We start from the raw sequence: 17,159 nt of genomic DNA, 5'->3' as shown, positions 1-17,159 counted from the left end.
GATTAGAATTTGAAGAAATTCTTAGCATTGTAATACGACACATTCTCTACAATCTTCTCGATAAATTCGATTTCTGAAGCAGGAAGCAATCCTCCTTCAACATCTTTACCAATCAGATTACAAAGAATACGACGGAAATATTCGTGACGAGGATATGACAAGAAGCTGCGCGAATCGGTCAACATACCTACAAATCGGCTCAAAAGGCCAAGATTCGACAACGAGTTCATCTGTGCTTCCATACCTGTTCTCTGATCAAGGAACCACCATCCCGATCCGAATTGCATTTTACCTGCAACTGATCCATCTTGGAAATTACCAATCATAGTTGCCAACATATCATTGTCGCGAGGATTCAAGTTGTAGATGACTGTTTTAGCCAGCTGGTTGTTCAGATCCAAGCGATTGAAGAATTTAGACATAGCTTTTGCTACTGTAAAGTCTCCTATCGAATCGAAGCCAGTATCTGCTCCTACCTTGTTGAATAGACGAGTATTATTGTTGCGGATTACACCATAATGGAATTGTTGTGTCCAACCTTTTTCCCAGTCCATCAAAGCACCTTCATAAAGCATTGCCGATTTGAATTTCACGATTTCTTCTCTGTTCAATTCTGTTCCGCCATACACTTTGTTGAAAATTGCTTCAATCTCGGCATCACTATAATCTTCAGCATAGAATTCTTCGATTCCGTGGTCTGACAAACGACATCCAACTTCTGCAAAGAAATCGTGACGTTTACGCAATGCAGCCAATAGGTCTGAGAATTTAGATATCGTTACTCCTGAAACTTCTGATAGTTTTTCAACATATTTGCGATAGCTGGCAGCATCTTCAATAGCCATAGCTTTATCAGGTCGCCATGTAGGAAGCACTTTTATTTCGAATCCTTCGTTTTTCAGGGCAATATGATATTCCAATGAATCAGCAGGATCATCTGTTGTACAAACTGCTTCGACATTGTAATGTTTCATCAATCCTCGAGCCGAAAACTCTTTCGTACGAAGTTTTGCTGTACACTCGTCATAAATTTCGCGGGCTGTTTCGGGTTTCAATATTTTTTCAACACCGAATGCTGTACGAAGTTCCAAGTGCGTCCAGTGATAAAGCGGGTTGCGCATTGTATAAGGAACAGTCTCAGCCCATTTTTCAAATTTTTCCCAGTCGGTAGTATCTTTTCCCGTACAATAACGTTCGTCAATGCCGTTAGTACGCATTGCACGCCATTTGTAGTGGTCGCCTGCCAACCAGATTTCGCCAAGATTGTCGAACTGATAATCTTCTGCAATCAGTTTCGGATCAAGATGACAGTGATAATCGATAATAGGAAGTTTTGCACTATGTTCGTGATAAAGACGTTCTGCTGTGGCATTCTCCAACACGAAGTTTTTACCCATAAATTTTCTCATAATCTATATTTTATTTTGTTGTATATTTAAATTTCTTCTGTAAAATGAATATCCACTGCTATGATACCGGATTTATCTATATCGTAATAATCTCTTTTTGCACATATCCAGAACAAGCCGTGTTTGCGCACACAAACGCATATAAATAAGTTAAGCCATCAGATAGTTTGTAGAAAAATTTGATTTGAATTGCATATTTATTGTGATTTTCAAGTTGGTTATCATCCGGGATATTACACGACAACAAATATATTCAATTCTTGCAACAATCAAAGGAATATTTAGACTTAATTTGTAACCGAATTAACATTTAAATATCATAAAATGAAACTCGAAGGATAGGTAATATCAAAAGAAAAGAGGTATTCCCCATAGCGGAAATACCTCTTATAATATAATTAAAAGTTCAAATTAAAGTCCTTTTTCAGATAGATAGCGTTCTGCTTCTATAGCTGCCTGGCATCCGCTTCCGGCCGCTGTAATAGCCTGGCGATAGTGTGGATCGGCTACGTCTCCTGCAGCAAATACACCTTCGATATTTGTCATCGGACGACCTTCTTTCTTCACGATGTAACCTACTTCGTCAAGTTCCAATTGTCCTTTGAAGATATCTGTATTTGGTTTGTGACCGATTGCCAAGAAGAATCCATCGATTGCTATATCGAATTTTTCTTCGTCAGCTTCGCCCATACGTCTTACAAGGTGAGCTCCTTCTACTCCATTATCTCCAAATAGACCTACTGTATTACATTCAAACAAGATTTCGATTTTCTCGTTTGCCATAACACGATCTTGTACTACTTTTGATGCACGTAGGAAAGGTTTACGAACGATCAGATAAACTTTGCTAGCCAAAGCTGATAGATAGATAGCTTCTTCGCATGCAGTATCTCCACCACCTACAACTGCTACCACTTTCTTGCGATAGAAGAATCCGTCGCATGTAGCACATGCCGAAACTCCCATACCTGCATATTTATTTTCATCCGGAAGACCTAGGTATTTTGCGCTAGCTCCTGTCGAGATGATCACAGAATCAGCTTCAATTACTTTATCTCCATCGATTGTTACTTTCTTTGGATTTGAATTCAGATCAACGCTAGTTACATTTCCTTGACGGATATCAGCGCCGAAACGTGTTGCTTGTTTGTTTAGGTCGATCATCAACTCCGGACCAGTAATTCCTTCTGGATATCCGGGAAAGTTTTCAACTTCGGTTGTTGTTGTCAACTGTCCTCCTGGTTGTATTCCTTCGTAAAGAACTGGATTTAAGTTTGCGCGCGATGCATAAATTGCAGCTGTATATCCTGCAGGTCCTGAGCCTATTATAAGGCAACGTACTCTTTCGTTCATATATATTTTTTAGGTTTAGTTTTCTTCGTATTTTCTACAACAAAATTAGCCATTCGATTCCTGATAACAAAGAATAAGCATTTCTTATTTTTTATAGTTAATAAACGGAATCTATAATTAGCGTAAGTCAATAATTTCCACCTCTGGATACTGCTTTGCATCGAATACAAACAGCGAATCAGCCAAGTTTTGTTGCGACTTGAGATTACGAATTATAATTGTATTCTCGTATCCATTGTCGTCATACATTACTAATTTTGAAGGAAAATTAGTTGTTTTATCAATATATACAACCAGTTTTTTAACGCTGCTTTTCTTCGATTGCGGCGTCAATTCAACAACCATTGCTGTCTTGCCATCTACGGCTTCCTGTCCTTTATAGCTCAGTGTAAATCCTTTTTTATAAACACTGAACAATACCGAAGGACTCATGCTTTGTAGTTCGTCGTCGGATGGTATCGTAATATTTACTTCTTCAGTTTCCTTTATATAAACCCACTGAGTTTTTCCATCGAACCAGTTAGTCATTTCGGGCATATCGATCTTAAACTTCTCGCCTTTCATCCATACATGACCATCGTAGCTATAGATCGTATTGCTCTTAAGCTCTTTGCTGTTCATGATGAATCCCGCTGTGAGGCCTCCCGACTTGTAGAAATTGTCGGCTGCTTTATCTAATATACTTCGTGCATCCTGAGCAATAGCAACAGACAGCGATGCACAGAAAAGACAAATTATTAATTTAAGTTTTAGTTTCATTTTTATTTGAATATTTTCAATAATAATATTTGACTCGTTTAATCCGGTTTGGTTTAATTTTCCAATAATGGGTTGTACATCATTATTGCATGATTCTCTGCAATACACTGATTCCCTTGACTATCATCAACAAGGTTTATTTTCCTTTTCCACATCTTATTATGTCTAGTATAGCCACCCCACCACTGCTTGCGTATCTGATGGTCGGCTTCGTAAACTTCAAATTTACTATTGGGTGTTACCACTCCTCTATCATTCATTAAATTTATTTACTCAATTTTTCTAGTCACATATAGTCAACGTCGTTCTAGAGTCATTCAGGATTTTCAAATTTTCATCAAGAAATACTGTTACAGCTAAAATATTTTTTCGTGATAAATCAGTTGTATATACATTATCAAAAGTAAAATAAGAACGATATACATAAAACATCAACACATCTTTATTCCTAATTTTAGAAGAAAAGCACTCAGCACTTAAATAAGGTAATTGTCCTAGATTTGATATAAGACAAAGTGCCTTTTTCTGACTTTTCATTTTTTGCTCAACTTCAGTTGGCACTTTCTCTAGTGGAGATCCAAAATGTATTGTATTTTTAAGAGGTCCCAGATATTCAGCTATTTGCTCAACAATAGTATCTGCATACATACCTGTTTCTCTAAATTCAGACATCACATAGTCATACAACTCATCTTGACAAATATTGTGTTCGAACAAGAGAGTATCATTTTTCTTTATGTGATAGCAATAATATTCTTCAGAATACATAGGATCATTTCCTATTTTCTCAAAGATAGTCAAATTATTCTCCTCATGAATTTTAAGCTTATCAGATTCTTCTTGAGTCAAAAAACGTGCTCCTTCGAAATATGGGAATACATTTTTAATTATCCATTTTTCACTTTGTATTTTTGCTGTTTGTTCTTCTATACTCTGAGTACAAGACGTCCCGCAAAAAAGTATGAGTTCTGTTATAAATACCAATAATTTCATTTCAGTCGTTTAATTCAATTGGTTCAATTTCTGTTCCAAACTGTATTCGTCCATAATAAGCACCTCGCGAGGTTTGCTTCCTTGAGATTGTCCGACAATTCCGGCAGCTTCAAGCTGATCCATCAGACGGCCGGCACGGTTGTATCCGATTGCAAATTTACGCTGAATCAACGATGTCGATCCTTGTTGATGTACTACGATCAGGCGTGCAGCTTCTTCGAATAGTGGATCGCGATCGCTCAGATCGACACCTCCTACTCTATCGTCGCCACCACCTTCGGGCACATATTCAGGTAGCTCGAATGCGTTGCTATATCCTTGCTGATTACCAATATATTGAGCAATTCCTTCCACTTCGGGAGTATCAACAAATGCACACTGAATACGAATTAAGTCGCTACCTTGCGAGAAAAGCATATCTCCACGACCAATCAACTGATTGGCTCCCGACATATCGAGAATCGTACGCGAGTCGATCTGCGAGGTCACACGGAATGCCATACGTGCGGGGAAGTTGGCCTTGATAGTACCCGTGATGATATTCGTCGTCGGACGTTGCGTTGCAATAATCATATGCATCCCCACGGCACGTGCTTTCTGAGCGATACGTGCAATCGGCATTTCGATTTCTTTTCCGGCAGTCATTATCAGGTCACCAAACTCGTCAATTACAACCACAATGTATGGCAGGAACTTATGTCCTTTCAAGGGATTAAGACGACGTTTGCGGAATTTTTCGTTATATTCTTTAATATTTCTTACTCCTGCATTCATCAGTAACTCGTAACGGTCGTCCATTTCTTTGGTCAACGAATTCAATGTCTGAGTAACTTTCGATACATCTGTAATAATTGCTTTGTCTGCATCTGGCAGTTTAGCCAGATAATGTTTCTCGATGCGCGAATAGATATTGAACTCGACCATTTTAGGGTCAACCAATACCATCTTCATTTCAGCCGGATGTTTTTTATAAAGCAAAGATGTAATTATCGCATTCAAACCTACCGATTTACCTTGTCCCGTAGCACCTGCTACAAGCAAGTGAGGCATCTTGCAAAGGTCGAATATAAATACATCATTCGTAATGGTTTTACCTAGCGCAACGGGCAAATCGTATGTACATTCCTGAAACTTCTTAGACATGATAACCGATTGCATCGATACTATCTGAGGGTCTTTATTCGGAACCTCAATACCAACCGTACCTTTACCCGGCATCGGAGCAATGATACGAATTCCCAAAGCCGATAAGCTGAGAGCAATATCATCTTCCAGATTACGAATTTTAGAGATACGAACACCTGCTTTCGGTACTATCTCGTATAGTGTAATTGTTGGTCCTACAGTTGCTCGAATCGAAGTAATCTCAATACCATAATTCAATAGTGTATTGATAATCTTATTCTTATTAGCATTCTGTTCTTCCATATCAACACCCTTTCCTGTCGAATCGTAAACTTTCAGCAATTCGGTTGACGGAAATGAGAAATTAGATAAATCTAACGTTGGATCATATTCCTCCATTTCTTCTCCCTCGATGAAGTTATCATCTCCCTCCTGAGTTTGTGTTACGATTTCGGCTTGCGGTTGAGTATTTTTTGTTTGAGGAATATATTCTTCATCCTCTGCAACTACCACTTCGAAACTGTCATCCACGACATGAGATTGTTTTCGAGTTTCGCGCGGAGTGATTGGATCCAATTCAAATTCGTGAACATTTCCCATTTCATATTCACTTTGCACAGCTTCTGAAGTAGTTTCCTTATCATCATCTGCAGATTCTATGCTATCAGCCTCTTCTTCAGCTTTCTTGCTAAACATAGCTTTAAAGCGTTGCAGCCATGAAACTTTTTCGGGTTTAAGTTCTTCTTCTACAACCTCTTCTTCGGGTTCGTATGTATCTTCATATTCTTCGATATCATCATGCTTGCGGTTGAAAGGTTTTTCCAATTTACCACGCATATAATCTACCGAAGTTTTCTTTACAACAACAATAAATATGATCAGCAATAGCAACAATGCTAAAATCAGACCGGGTATTCCGATTGCAGTTTCCAATATCCCTTCGATTTGTTGTCCGTGCGCCCCACCCCATATTATATGGGTATCGGGAAGAATACGCGAGATAAGGAACGAACTGAATATCGATCCCCAGATCATCACGAAAGCCGATACTAAAAATGCCCGCAAAACAGAAACACGGATTACCTTCATCAGTCGAAGTCCTGCGAATACCAAGAAAATCGGGATAGCCAACGAAAAGATTCCGAACCAATCATTGATAAATTTCTGCGCCAGAAAAGCACCGGTAACACCAGTCCAGTTGCTAATTGCTTGTTTAGTAGAAATCAGTTCGAAGAACGAACGATTAATTACCTTACTTTGATCTGCTGCACCAGTGAAGAAAAAAGATATCTGCGCCAAAAATGTATATGCTCCTAAAAAAGCAATACACACTCCAACCAGGAAATGAGATCTATCTTTTTTAAACATTTCGAGCAGGCGGTTGACTGCACTTTCTTGATTTTTCTTCTTTTTTGTAGTTTTTTTTGCCATATATAGGGTTGTACTCTTTTTCGTTTGAATTTAACTTACAAATATACTTCTTTTTTTTCTCTGATATCCTTAATAATAATTACAATTACCTAAAGCTTTTTTGTCTTCCAGCTTTCGTTATCTGGAATTCGAGAACAAGCACATCTTAATCCAAATAACACGACAGGCCAGAAAAAAAATTCTGGCCTGTCGTGTTATTAAAAAAATCTCAATTTATTTTCCTATATTCAATTATCCATTCTGAGTCAACAGTATTTATATCACTCGATTTATTTATATATTTCACAGGATAACCATCCGAATTATACTCATATACAGAAGTCGTTGTATTAATATTTTCCATGTTAGCATCACTTGCTATTAGCTTTGTAACATTATTGACTTCTTTGCTTACTGTCCCTCCAAGTGGCAAATCACCGATCCATCTTGGTGCATTCACTGCATGATAGATATTGTATTTATCATCATACTCCATGATTCTCACCATTGTTGTAATTTCACCTCCATTTGCACTGTTTCCATGTCTATCCTCTGTTATATTACCTTTCGTGTCGTAAGTATATTTGTGAAGGGCTACTAATCCGTCTTCCCAGCTTTCTTTTCGTTCTATTACTCGTTTATTCTTATCCAATTCAAGAACAATAATACCTAATGCTGTTCCTGTTCCGTCTGTATTATTATCATTAGTACTTCTTACTAATCTTATCCCAACAGAACTGCCTTCGTAATCAACTTCATAGAATTCCTCTTGTGTAATTTTACCTACGACATTCGTTCCACTAATAACTCTTTTGCAATAAATATCTGTTATAGCTTCATCCCTGTTAGCTGAATTTCCATAAGTTATTGTTATGTTCTGACTAGTTTCAGACTTAAAAAACTCATTATTGATCAATCTTTTTTCAATAATTCCTTTCACTCTGTTTTCGCTATCATACTCGAATTCGATAACAGAATTAGCACTCTTATCTGTATTATAAAGTTTAACTGGCAACATTAGGACATCACTTCCATTGCCGTTACCACCAGTATTATCGTTTGGTTCATCATCACTACACGATATAAACGATATTGTTCCTAAAAGGACAACACACATCAATAATAATTTTTGCATTTTCATAATCTTAGTTCTTTAAGTATTAATATATTAGTTAAAGTTGTGTACGTATGTATTCTTTGGTCTTGGTCAAAGTAAATAAATAATTGTAAATAAAACTATTTTTTCATCCCAAAATCGAGTCTCCTGCCACTGTATGTAGAAACATTGCTGACATTTTTCTCATATCAAAGAGGTTAAATCATATTACTGAATTAAAAGACAGGCTGATAAAACTATCTTATTCCCGATATTCATGCTATCTTTGCAGTCAAATTTATTTTATCACACAACACAAAGAAAAATATGTCAAAACAACTATTACCTGATCTTCCATATCTGGTAGCCGACATCAGTCTGGCAGATTTTGGTCGTAAAGAAATAGAAATTGCAGAGCACGAAATGCCAGGGTTGATGGCTCTTCGCGCTAAATATGGTGCATCTAAACCACTAAAAGGTGCTCGCATCATGGGATCATTACACATGACTGTTCAAACAGCCGTATTGATCGAAACTTTGAAAGAACTAGGAGCTGATATCCGTTGGGTAAGCTGTAATATATTCTCGACTCAAGACCATGCTGCTGCTGCTATTGCTGCTGCAGGTATTCCGGTCTTCGCATGGAAAGGCGAAACGCTTGAAGAATACTGGTGGTGCACCGAACAAGCATTGAAATTCCCTGGCGGTAAAGGTCCGAACCTGATCGTTGACGATGGTGGCGATGCAACATTGCTTATCCACTGGGGATACAAAGCTGAAGAAGATCCGAACTTCTTGAAAAATAAAACTGCTTCGAGTCACGAAGAACAAGTTATACTTGACACGCTGAATCGTATCTTGGCAGAAGACAACCAACGTTGGCACAACACAGTGAAAGACTGGAAAGGTGTTTCCGAAGAAACAACGACTGGTGTTCACCGTTTGTATCAAATGATGGAGCGTGGCGAATTGCTTATCCCAGCTATCAACGTAAACGACTCGGTAACGAAATCGAAATTCGATAACCTTTATGGTTGCCGCGAATCATTGGCTGACGGAATCAAGCGTGCTACTGACGTTATGATTGCAGGAAAAGTTGTAGTAGTTGCCGGATACGGTGATGTGGGTAAAGGCTGTGCGCACTCAATGCGTTCGTACGGTGCTCGTGTTATTGTAACTGAGATTGATCCAATCTGCGCATTGCAGGCAGCAATGGAAGGTTTCGAAGTTACAACAATGGAAGAAGCTGTGAAAGAAGGTAATATCTTCGTTACCACAACCGGTAACCGCGATATCATCACTATCGAGCATATGGCTGCAATGAAAGATCAAGCTATCGTATGTAACATCGGTCACTTCGACAATGAAATCCAAGTTGATAAACTTGTCAACTTCCCAGGAATCCAACATTTGAACATAAAACCTCAGGTGGACAAATATACGTTCCCTACAGGAAGTTCAATTTTCCTTCTAGCCGATGGTCGTCTGGTAAATCTGGGATGTGCAACAGGCCATCCATCGTTTGTGATGAGCAACTCGTTCACAAACCAAACTCTTGCTCAGATAGAATTGTGGCAAAGAGATTATGAAGTTGGAGTATATCGTCTGCCTAAACACCTTGACGAAGAGGTTGCACGCTTGCACCTTGAGCGTATTGGTGTTAAGTTGACTAAGTTAACAAAAACTCAGGCCGATTATATAGGAGTAGATGTTGATGGTCCATTCAAGCCAGAACATTACAGATATTAATCATCTGATAATATAACAGAAAAGATCGACTACAATAGTCGGTCTTTTTTTATGTAGTAAGGGGTATTAAAATTTCGAATCGCTTAGAAAACAAAAAAGCAGTGAGATAATTCTCACTGCTTTTTTTCTCTTATTATCTATAACCAATCATTTGACCGATCGGTATGAATAAACAAGATTACTCTTCAGTCTTAGGAGCTTCTTCAACAGCTGGTGCTGCCGGAGCTGCTGCTTCTGTAGCTTTAGCTGCAGAAGAACGACGAGTTCTTTTCTTAGGAGCAGCTTTAGTTTCTTTCAACATGTTCTCGTTGTAATCAACAAGTTCGATAAAACACATTGAAGCGTTGTCTCCTAAACGGTTTCCTGTTTTGATGATACGTGTGTAACCACCTGGACGGTCACCTACTTTTTGAGAAATATTCTGGAACAATTCTGTCACAGCTTCTTTGCTCTGTAGGTCTTGGAATACCAAACGTCTTGAGTGAGTTGTATCGTTTTTCGATTTTGTGATTAACGGCTCAAATACTTTTCTCAAAGCTTTTGCCTTAGCCACAGTCGTGAAGATGCGCTTGTGCATGATCAAAGATACACACATGTTAGAAAGCATTGCGTTTCTGTGCGCCGCGGTACGACCTAAATGATTATTTTTTTTATTATGTCTCATTTTCGCTTATTACTCTTTGTCTAGTTTATACTTAGAAATATCCATACCGAAAGATAGGTTTAGATTTTCCAATAGTTCATCAAGCTCGGAAAGAGATTTCTTACCGAAGTTTCTGAATTTAAGCAAATCGTTTTTGTTGAACTGAACAAGTTCGCCCAATGATTCTACTTCTGCCGACTTCAAGCAGTTCAACGCGCGAACCGATAGGTTCAAATCGCTCAACTTGCTCTTAAGCAACTGACGCATGTGTAAAACTTCTTCGTCAAACTCCTCATTTCCATCCATTTCGCTTTGTTCAAGAAGAATCTTCTCGTCAGAGAATAGCATGAAGTGATGAATAAGAATTTTAGCAGCCTCTTTCAATGCATCTTTCGGATGAATAGATCCATCAGTAGCAATCTCTAATACCAATTTTTCGTAGTCGGTTTTTTGTTCTACACGATAGTTTTCTATCATGTATTTCACGTTACGAATTGGTGTATAAATCGAATCGATAGCTATAACGTTGATTTCGTCGGACAAGTTACGATTTTCATCGGCAGGAACGTATCCACGACCTTTATTAATGTTCAATTCGATTTGGAAACTTGCATTTGAATCCAAATGGCAGATAACTAATTCAGGATTCAATACTTCGAAACCTGATAGTTGTTTGCCTATGTCACCAGCTTTGAACACCTCGCGACCCGACACTGCAATGGTTACTTTTTCTGTTTCAATTTCTTCGACGATTTGCTTGAATCGCACTTGCTTAAGATTTAGAATAATGTTAGAAACATCTTCTACTACTCCCGGCACTGTGGCAAATTCGTGCTCAACGCCATCGATCTTAATAGATGTGATTGCAAAACCTTCGAGTGATGAAAGTAGAATTCGGCGAAGAGCATTACCTACGGTAATACCATAGCCTGGTTCTAATGGACGAAACTCGAATTTCCCGAAGAAATCGTCCGCTTCCAACATCAATACTTTATCCGGTTTTTGAAATGCTAATATAGCCATGAATTTAATTAGTTTTTAGAGTACAACTCGACGATCAACTGTTCTTTGATATTCTCAGGAATATCTGCTCTTTCAGGGAGGTGTAGGAATTTACCAGCTACTGCTGCTTGATCCCACTCGATCCAAGGGTATTTGCTGTGATTGAATCCAGCTAATGCATCAGTCACTACTTCTAGCGATTTTGATTTCTCGCGTACTCCAACGATCTGACCTGGTTTTACCGAGTAAGATGCGATGTTTACTACCTGTCCATCAACTGTGATGTGACGGTGAGAAACCAACTGACGTGCTGCTGCTCTTGTAGGTGCAATACCTAAACGATAAACTACGTTGTCTAGTCTTGACTCAAGTAATTGAAGTAGTACCTCACCGGTAATACCACGAGAGCTAAGCGCTTTGTCGAACATAATACGGAATTGTTTTTCTAGTACTCCGTATGTATATTTTGCTTTTTGCTTTTCGCGCAATTGGATTCCGTACTCAGACGATTTTTTCTTACGACCATTTCCGTGTTGTCCCGGAGGGTAGTTCTTACGTGAAAGAACTTTATCAGGTCCAAAGATTGGCTCTCCGAATTTACGGGCGATTCTTGATTTTGGTCCAGTATATCTTGCCATTTTTTTTTACTAGTTAAATAATTAAGTGAAAGCTAAATTTTGTGCAGCCGCGATTACAGAGAGGGTATTTGTAATCTATTCACAATTTTCAGATTTCTATCAAAATAAATATTGATTAAACGCGACGATGTTTTGGAGGACGACATCCGTTGTGTGGTAATGGAGTAACGTCTACGATTTCAGTTACTTCGATTCCAGCACCGTGGATTGTACGTATAGCAGACTCACGTCCGTTACCTGGTCCTTTAACATACACTTTAACCTTTCTCAATCCAAGATCATATGCAACTTTTGCACAATCTGAAGCTGCCATTTGAGCAGCATATGGAGTGTTCTTTTTTGAGCTTCTGAATCCCATTTTACCAGCTGATGACCAACTGATAATCTCTCCTTCGCTATTTGCTAGCGAGACAATAATGTTATTGAAAGATGAATGGATATGTGCTTGTCCCATAGCATCTACTTTTACTTTTCTCTTTTTAGCTGCGACTGTTTTCTTTGCCATAGTCAATTAATTATTTTGTAGCTTTTTTCTTGTTAGCAACTGTTTTCTTTCTTCCCTTTCTAGTGCGGGCATTATTCTTAGTTGATTGTCCTCTCACAGGCAATCCAATACGGTGACGGATTCCACGGTAGCAACCGATATCCATCAATCGTTTGATATTTAATTGAATTTCTGAACGCAAGTCTCCTTCAACTTTCACATTTGCTGCGATGATTTCACGGATTTTACCTGCTTGTTCGTCGTTCCAGTCTTTTACTTTGATATTGCGGTCTACTCCGGCTTCTTCTAAGATCTTGTTCGCTGTACTACGGCCGATTCCGAAAATGTAAGTAAGAGCAACTTCGCCTCTTTTATTTTGCGGTAAATCGACACCGACTATTCTTATTGCCATATATCTTAATTATTTTTTTTGCAAAATTAATAAATTATCCCTGACGTTGTTTAAACTTAGGATTTTTTTTGTTAATTACGTACAAACGTCCTTTTCTTCTTACGATTTTACAGTCTGCACTACGTTTTTTTACTGATGCTCTAACTTTCATATGTTTGTTTGTTTTTATTTATATCTAAATGAGATTCTACCTTTGGTCAAATCATACGGCGACATTTCTACTCTTACTCTGTCTCCAGGAAGTATTTTGATGTAATGCATACGCATTTTTCCCGAGATGTGTGCTGTTATTTCGTGTCCGTTTTCCAACTCGACGCGAAACATAGCATTCGAAAGAGCTTCGATGATCACTCCGTCTTGTTCAATTGCTGCTTGTTTTGCCATAAATTTCTTATAACTCTTTTATTAAATTGCATTTTTACCTAATACTTCTTCTACAAATTCGAATGTAGAAAGAATATCGGCTTTGCCATCACGAATTGCTACTGTATGTTCGAAGTGTGCCGATGGTTTGTGGTCTTTAGTACGCACTGTCCACCCATCACTTTCGAATACTACATTTTTACTTCCCATATTGATCATTGGCTCGATAGCAATACACATTCCTTTTTTAAGCAATGGTCCTGTTCCTCGTTTACCATAGTTTGGTACTTCTGGCGATTCGTGCATCTTGCGGCCAATTCCATGTCCTACAAGTTCGCGAACTACCGAGTAACCTCTCTTTTCACAATATGTCTGCACTGCATCACCAATGTCACCTATACGGTTTCCTGCTGTTGCCTTAGCAATTCCTTCATAAAGCGCTTCTTTAGTTGTACGCAACAAAGCTTTCACTTGTTCGTCAACTTCGCCTACACAAAATGTATATGCCGAGTCGCCACAAAAGCCGTTAATTTCTGTTCCGCAATCTACAGATATAACATCTCCTTCTTTCATTACGTATTCAGAAGGGAAGCCATGCACTACATTTTCATTAACCGAGATGCACAACGAGTAAGGAAAGCCGTTATATCCCAAAAAGGATGGTTTGGCTCCATGACTGCGGATGAAGTCTTCGGCAATAGTATTTAAATGAAGTGTTGTTACACCTGGTTTGACATGCTTCGCAACCTCCCCGAGAGTCATACCCACGAGGCGGTTTGCGATACGCATCAATTCGATTTCTTCGTCTGTTTTCAGAAATATCATTTTAGCTCTTTAATATGCTGCAATAGATCCTGAGCGACCTTTGATTCTACCTGTTTTTAACAAACCGTCATAATGTCTCATCAACAAATGACTTTCTATTTGCTGCAATGTGTCTAGCACAACCCCAACAAGGATTAACAGTGATGTTCCTCCAAAGAATTGGGCGAATGCAGAAGTAGCTGTAATATTAAATACTTCGGCAAATGCTGGCATAATAGCAACTAGTGCAAGGAACAATGATCCTGGAAGCGTGATACGCGACATGATTCCGTCGATGTATTCTGCTGTCTTTTTACCTGGTTTAATACCCGGTATGAATCCGTTGTTTCTTTTCAGTTCGTCTGCCATTTGCACAGGGTTGATCGTAACTGCTGTATAGAACCAAGTAAATACGATAATCAATAACGCAAATACAAAGTTGTACCAGAAGCTAGTGTGATCAGTGAATGCTGTTAAGAATCCACCTTTGCCTTCTGTATTGAAACTAGCTAGAGTGATAGGAATAAACATAATTGCTTGCGCAAAGATGATCGGCATCACGTTAGCTGCATTCACTTTCAAAGGAATGTACTGACGTGCTCCGCCATATTGTTTATTACCTACTACACGTTTTGCATACTGTACTGGTATGCGGCGTGTTCCTTGTACTAGAAGGATACCTCCGCAGATAACCAATAGTAAGAATAGTAGTTCGAGTAGGAACATAACCAAACCTCCGGCTTGGCTTCCTAGACGTGCTACGAACTCTCCTATCAGGGCATGTGGCAATCGGGCAATAATACCCACCAAGATGATGAAAGATACACCATTTCCGATACCTTTATCTGTGATACGTTCTCCTAACCACAGAACAAACATACTACCTGCAGCCAATATTACGGCTGACGGAAGATAGAAGTTCCAGAAGTTAGATCCTTCGGCAGTTGCACCGCCTACAGCACCCATAAGGTATGCTGGTCCTTGTACTAATAGTATCGCAATTGTAAGGTAACGGGTATATTGGTTCATCTTCGTACGACCACTTTCTCCTTCGCGTTGCAATTTTTGGAAATAAGGAATAGCCATACCCAACAGCTGAATCACGATGGATGCTGAGATGTACGGCATGATACCTAACGCAAAAATTGAAGCATTGGCGAAAGCTCCTCCCGAGAACATATCAAGTAATCCCAACAAACCACCTGAAGCCTTTTGTTGAAGGCTGTCAAGTGCTGCTGGATCTACTCCCGGAAGAATTACATGTGCTCCGAAGCGATAGATCACTACGAAAAAGAAAGTAATGAGGAGTCTCTTGCGAAGATCCTCAATCTTCCATATATTTTCTATAGTTTTAACAAATCCCATTTTATTGAAGTTTTGTTACGGTTCCACCTGCTGCTGTAATTGCAGCTTCTGCTGATTTAGAGAACGCGTGTGCTTCTACTTCTATTTTAGCTGTTAGGGCACCGTTTCCTAAAACTTTAACCAAGTGTTTTTTAGAAATAAGACCTGCGTTGATCAATGTTTCTACATCGATTTTTGCAATGTTGTTAGTTTCTGCCAAACGTTGAAGTACGTCTAGATTGATAGCTTTGTACTCAACACGGTTGATATTCTTGAAACCAAATTTAGGTAGACGACGTTGAATTGGCATCTGTCCTCCTTCGAATCCGATCTTCTTAGAATAACCTGATCTTGATTTTGCTCCTTTATGACCTCTTGTCGAAGTGCCGCCTAATCCTGAACCAGTACCACGACCGATTCTTTTTCTGGTTTTAGTTGCGCCTTCTGCAGGTTTTAAATTTGACAAGTTCATATCTTATATTTTTATTTCTTATAAACTATTTTTACTCTTCAACAATAGTTACTAGGTGTTTCACTTTGTTGATCATTCCTCTGATAGCAGGTGTATCGTTGTGTTCTACCACACGATTCAATTTGCGAAGACCAAGTGCATCCAATGTACGCTTCTGATCAATCGGTGAATTGATTCTGCTTCTTACTTGTTTTACTTTAATTGTTGCCATTGTATATTCTTTGCAAATTAACCTTTAAATACTTTTTCCATAGAAACGCCTCTGTTTTGAGCAACAGTGTATGCGTCTCTCATTTCGCCTAGCGCTTGGATAGTTGCTTTCACAAGGTTGTGTGGGTTAGATGAACCTTTTGACTTAGCCAAAACGTCTGTTACACCAACACTCTCAAGTACGGCACGCATCGCACCCCCTGCTTTTACTCCTGTACCGGCTGCTGCTGGTTTAAGGAATACTTCAGCACCAGAGAAACGAGCTACTTGCTCGTGAGGAACTGTACCTTTCAATACTGGAACCTTCACTAGGTTTTTCTTAGCTGCTTCAACACCTTTTGCAATGGCTGTTGTTACTTCACCGGCTTTACCTAAGCCCCAACCTACTACACCGTCTTCGTTACCTACAACAACGATAGCTGCAAAGCTGAAACGACGTCCACCTTTTGTAGCTTTAGTTACACGTTTGATAGCAACTAGTCTGTCTTTTAATTCGATGTCGTTGGTTGTTTTTACTTTATTATTAACTCCTGCCATTTTTATTAAAATTTAAGGCCGCCATTACGAGCAGCGTCAGCTAATTCTTTAATTCTTCCGTGGTATAGGTAACCGTTACGGTCGAAAACCACAGTTGTTATTCCTGCTTCTTGAGCACTTTTAGCAATCATTTCACCAACTTTAGCTGCGATTTCTTTCTTCGTTGCTTTATCTTCAAGTTTCAAAGAAGAAGCTGCTGCTAGTGTTGTACCTGTCAAGTCGTTGATTACTTGAGCGTAGATTTGCTTGTTGCTTCTGAAGACTGTTAGACGTGGGCACTCGGCTGTACCTTTGATATTGCCGCGTACTCTCGCTTTTATTCTGATTCTTCTATCTAATTTTGTCTTTATTGCCAT

General features: G+C 38.9%; 21 protein-coding genes. 1 reads left to right on the top strand and 20 read right to left on the bottom strand.

The window, feature by feature from the left end; translation table 11 throughout:
- Positions 1–2: 2 nt before the first annotated feature.
- The 7 genes from uxaC to C1A06_RS01225 form a co-directional block, all read right to left on the bottom strand.
- Positions 3–1,409, bottom strand: a complete 1,407-nt coding sequence (gene uxaC / locus C1A06_RS01255) for a glucuronate isomerase (protein ID WP_101688401.1) — start codon at positions 1,407–1,409, stop codon at positions 3–5.
- Positions 1,410–1,820: 411 nt separating this feature from the next.
- Complete coding sequence (trxB, locus tag C1A06_RS01250) at positions 1,821–2,762, bottom strand: thioredoxin-disulfide reductase (protein WP_101688400.1); 942 nt, start codon at positions 2,760–2,762, stop codon at positions 1,821–1,823.
- Positions 2,763–2,879: 117 nt separating this feature from the next.
- Positions 2,880–3,521 (bottom strand): outer membrane lipoprotein periplasmic chaperone LolA1, encoded by a 642-nt coding sequence (lolA1, locus tag C1A06_RS01245; RefSeq protein WP_101688399.1) that lies wholly within the window; start codon positions 3,519–3,521, stop codon positions 2,880–2,882.
- A gap of 53 nt (positions 3,522–3,574) precedes the next feature.
- Positions 3,575–3,781: a hypothetical protein gene (locus tag C1A06_RS01240; protein WP_101688398.1), complete on the bottom strand. Its 207-nt coding sequence runs from the start codon at positions 3,779–3,781 to the stop codon at positions 3,575–3,577.
- A gap of 22 nt (positions 3,782–3,803) precedes the next feature.
- Positions 3,804–4,514: a hypothetical protein gene (locus tag C1A06_RS01235; protein ID WP_101688397.1), complete on the bottom strand. Its 711-nt coding sequence runs from the start codon at positions 4,512–4,514 to the stop codon at positions 3,804–3,806.
- Between the two features lie 9 nt (positions 4,515–4,523).
- Positions 4,524–7,070 carry an FtsK/SpoIIIE family DNA translocase gene (locus tag C1A06_RS01230; protein ID WP_101688396.1) on the bottom strand — a complete coding sequence of 849 codons (2,547 nt, stop codon included), beginning with the start codon at positions 7,068–7,070 and terminating at the stop codon, positions 4,524–4,526.
- A 208-nt stretch (positions 7,071–7,278) separates the two neighbouring features.
- Complete coding sequence (locus C1A06_RS01225) at positions 7,279–8,184, bottom strand: hypothetical protein (protein WP_145996314.1); 906 nt, start codon at positions 8,182–8,184, stop codon at positions 7,279–7,281.
- Positions 8,185–8,472: 288 nt separating this feature from the next.
- Here C1A06_RS01225 and ahcY point away from each other — a divergent pair, with 288 nt between their 5' ends.
- Positions 8,473–9,894 (top strand): adenosylhomocysteinase, encoded by a 1,422-nt coding sequence (gene ahcY, locus C1A06_RS01220; RefSeq protein WP_101688394.1) that lies wholly within the window; start codon positions 8,473–8,475, stop codon positions 9,892–9,894.
- A gap of 178 nt (positions 9,895–10,072) precedes the next feature.
- Here the strand turns inward: ahcY and rplQ are convergent, their stop codons facing one another.
- The 13 genes from rplQ to rplR form a co-directional block, all read right to left on the bottom strand.
- Positions 10,073–10,558, bottom strand: coding sequence for a 50S ribosomal protein L17 (rplQ, locus tag C1A06_RS01215; protein WP_101688393.1), 486 nt, complete (start codon positions 10,556–10,558; stop codon positions 10,073–10,075).
- A 9-nt stretch (positions 10,559–10,567) separates the two neighbouring features.
- Positions 10,568–11,560: a DNA-directed RNA polymerase subunit alpha gene (locus C1A06_RS01210; protein ID WP_101688392.1), complete on the bottom strand. Its 993-nt coding sequence runs from the start codon at positions 11,558–11,560 to the stop codon at positions 10,568–10,570.
- A gap of 8 nt (positions 11,561–11,568) precedes the next feature.
- Entirely contained in the window at positions 11,569–12,177 is a 609-nt protein-coding gene (gene rpsD / locus C1A06_RS01205; protein WP_101688391.1) for a 30S ribosomal protein S4, read from the bottom strand.
- A gap of 115 nt (positions 12,178–12,292) precedes the next feature.
- Complete coding sequence (gene rpsK, locus C1A06_RS01200) at positions 12,293–12,682, bottom strand: 30S ribosomal protein S11 (RefSeq protein ID WP_101688390.1); 390 nt, start codon at positions 12,680–12,682, stop codon at positions 12,293–12,295.
- A 10-nt stretch (positions 12,683–12,692) separates the two neighbouring features.
- Positions 12,693–13,073 carry a 30S ribosomal protein S13 gene (gene rpsM, locus C1A06_RS01195; protein WP_101688389.1) on the bottom strand — a complete coding sequence of 127 codons (381 nt, stop codon included), beginning with the start codon at positions 13,071–13,073 and terminating at the stop codon, positions 12,693–12,695.
- Between the two features lie 34 nt (positions 13,074–13,107).
- Positions 13,108–13,224, bottom strand: coding sequence for a type B 50S ribosomal protein L36 (gene ykgO, locus C1A06_RS01190; RefSeq protein ID WP_009779203.1), 117 nt, complete (start codon positions 13,222–13,224; stop codon positions 13,108–13,110).
- A 14-nt stretch (positions 13,225–13,238) separates the two neighbouring features.
- Positions 13,239–13,457, bottom strand: a complete 219-nt coding sequence (gene infA / locus C1A06_RS01185) for a translation initiation factor IF-1 (RefSeq protein WP_101688388.1) — start codon at positions 13,455–13,457, stop codon at positions 13,239–13,241.
- Positions 13,458–13,478: 21 nt separating this feature from the next.
- On the bottom strand, positions 13,479–14,261 hold the full coding sequence (map, locus tag C1A06_RS01180; protein ID WP_101688387.1) for a type I methionyl aminopeptidase: 783 nt from the start codon (positions 14,259–14,261) through the stop codon (positions 13,479–13,481).
- Between the two features lie 9 nt (positions 14,262–14,270).
- The gene (gene secY / locus C1A06_RS01175) at positions 14,271–15,605 is read right to left on the bottom strand and encodes a preprotein translocase subunit SecY (protein WP_101688386.1); all 1,335 of its coding nucleotides are present in this window, start codon (positions 15,603–15,605) and stop codon (positions 14,271–14,273) included.
- Position 15,606: 1 nt separating this feature from the next.
- On the bottom strand, positions 15,607–16,056 hold the full coding sequence (rplO, locus tag C1A06_RS01170) for a 50S ribosomal protein L15 (protein ID WP_101688385.1): 450 nt from the start codon (positions 16,054–16,056) through the stop codon (positions 15,607–15,609).
- Between the two features lie 31 nt (positions 16,057–16,087).
- Complete coding sequence (gene rpmD, locus C1A06_RS01165; RefSeq protein ID WP_101688384.1) at positions 16,088–16,267, bottom strand: 50S ribosomal protein L30; 180 nt, start codon at positions 16,265–16,267, stop codon at positions 16,088–16,090.
- A gap of 17 nt (positions 16,268–16,284) precedes the next feature.
- On the bottom strand, positions 16,285–16,803 hold the full coding sequence (rpsE, locus tag C1A06_RS01160; protein ID WP_101688383.1) for a 30S ribosomal protein S5: 519 nt from the start codon (positions 16,801–16,803) through the stop codon (positions 16,285–16,287).
- 5 nt (positions 16,804–16,808) lie between these two features.
- Positions 16,809–17,153, bottom strand: coding sequence for a 50S ribosomal protein L18 (gene rplR, locus C1A06_RS01155; RefSeq protein ID WP_101688576.1), 345 nt, complete (start codon positions 17,151–17,153; stop codon positions 16,809–16,811).
- Positions 17,154–17,159 lie beyond the last annotated feature (6 nt).

The organism is Dysgonomonas massiliensis (assembly GCF_900240225.1).
Classification (GTDB): Bacteria; Bacteroidota; Bacteroidia; order Bacteroidales; family Dysgonomonadaceae; genus Dysgonomonas; species Dysgonomonas massiliensis.
Note: the sequence above shows the minus strand (reverse complement) of the source record. Positions and strands in the feature narration are given on the sequence as shown.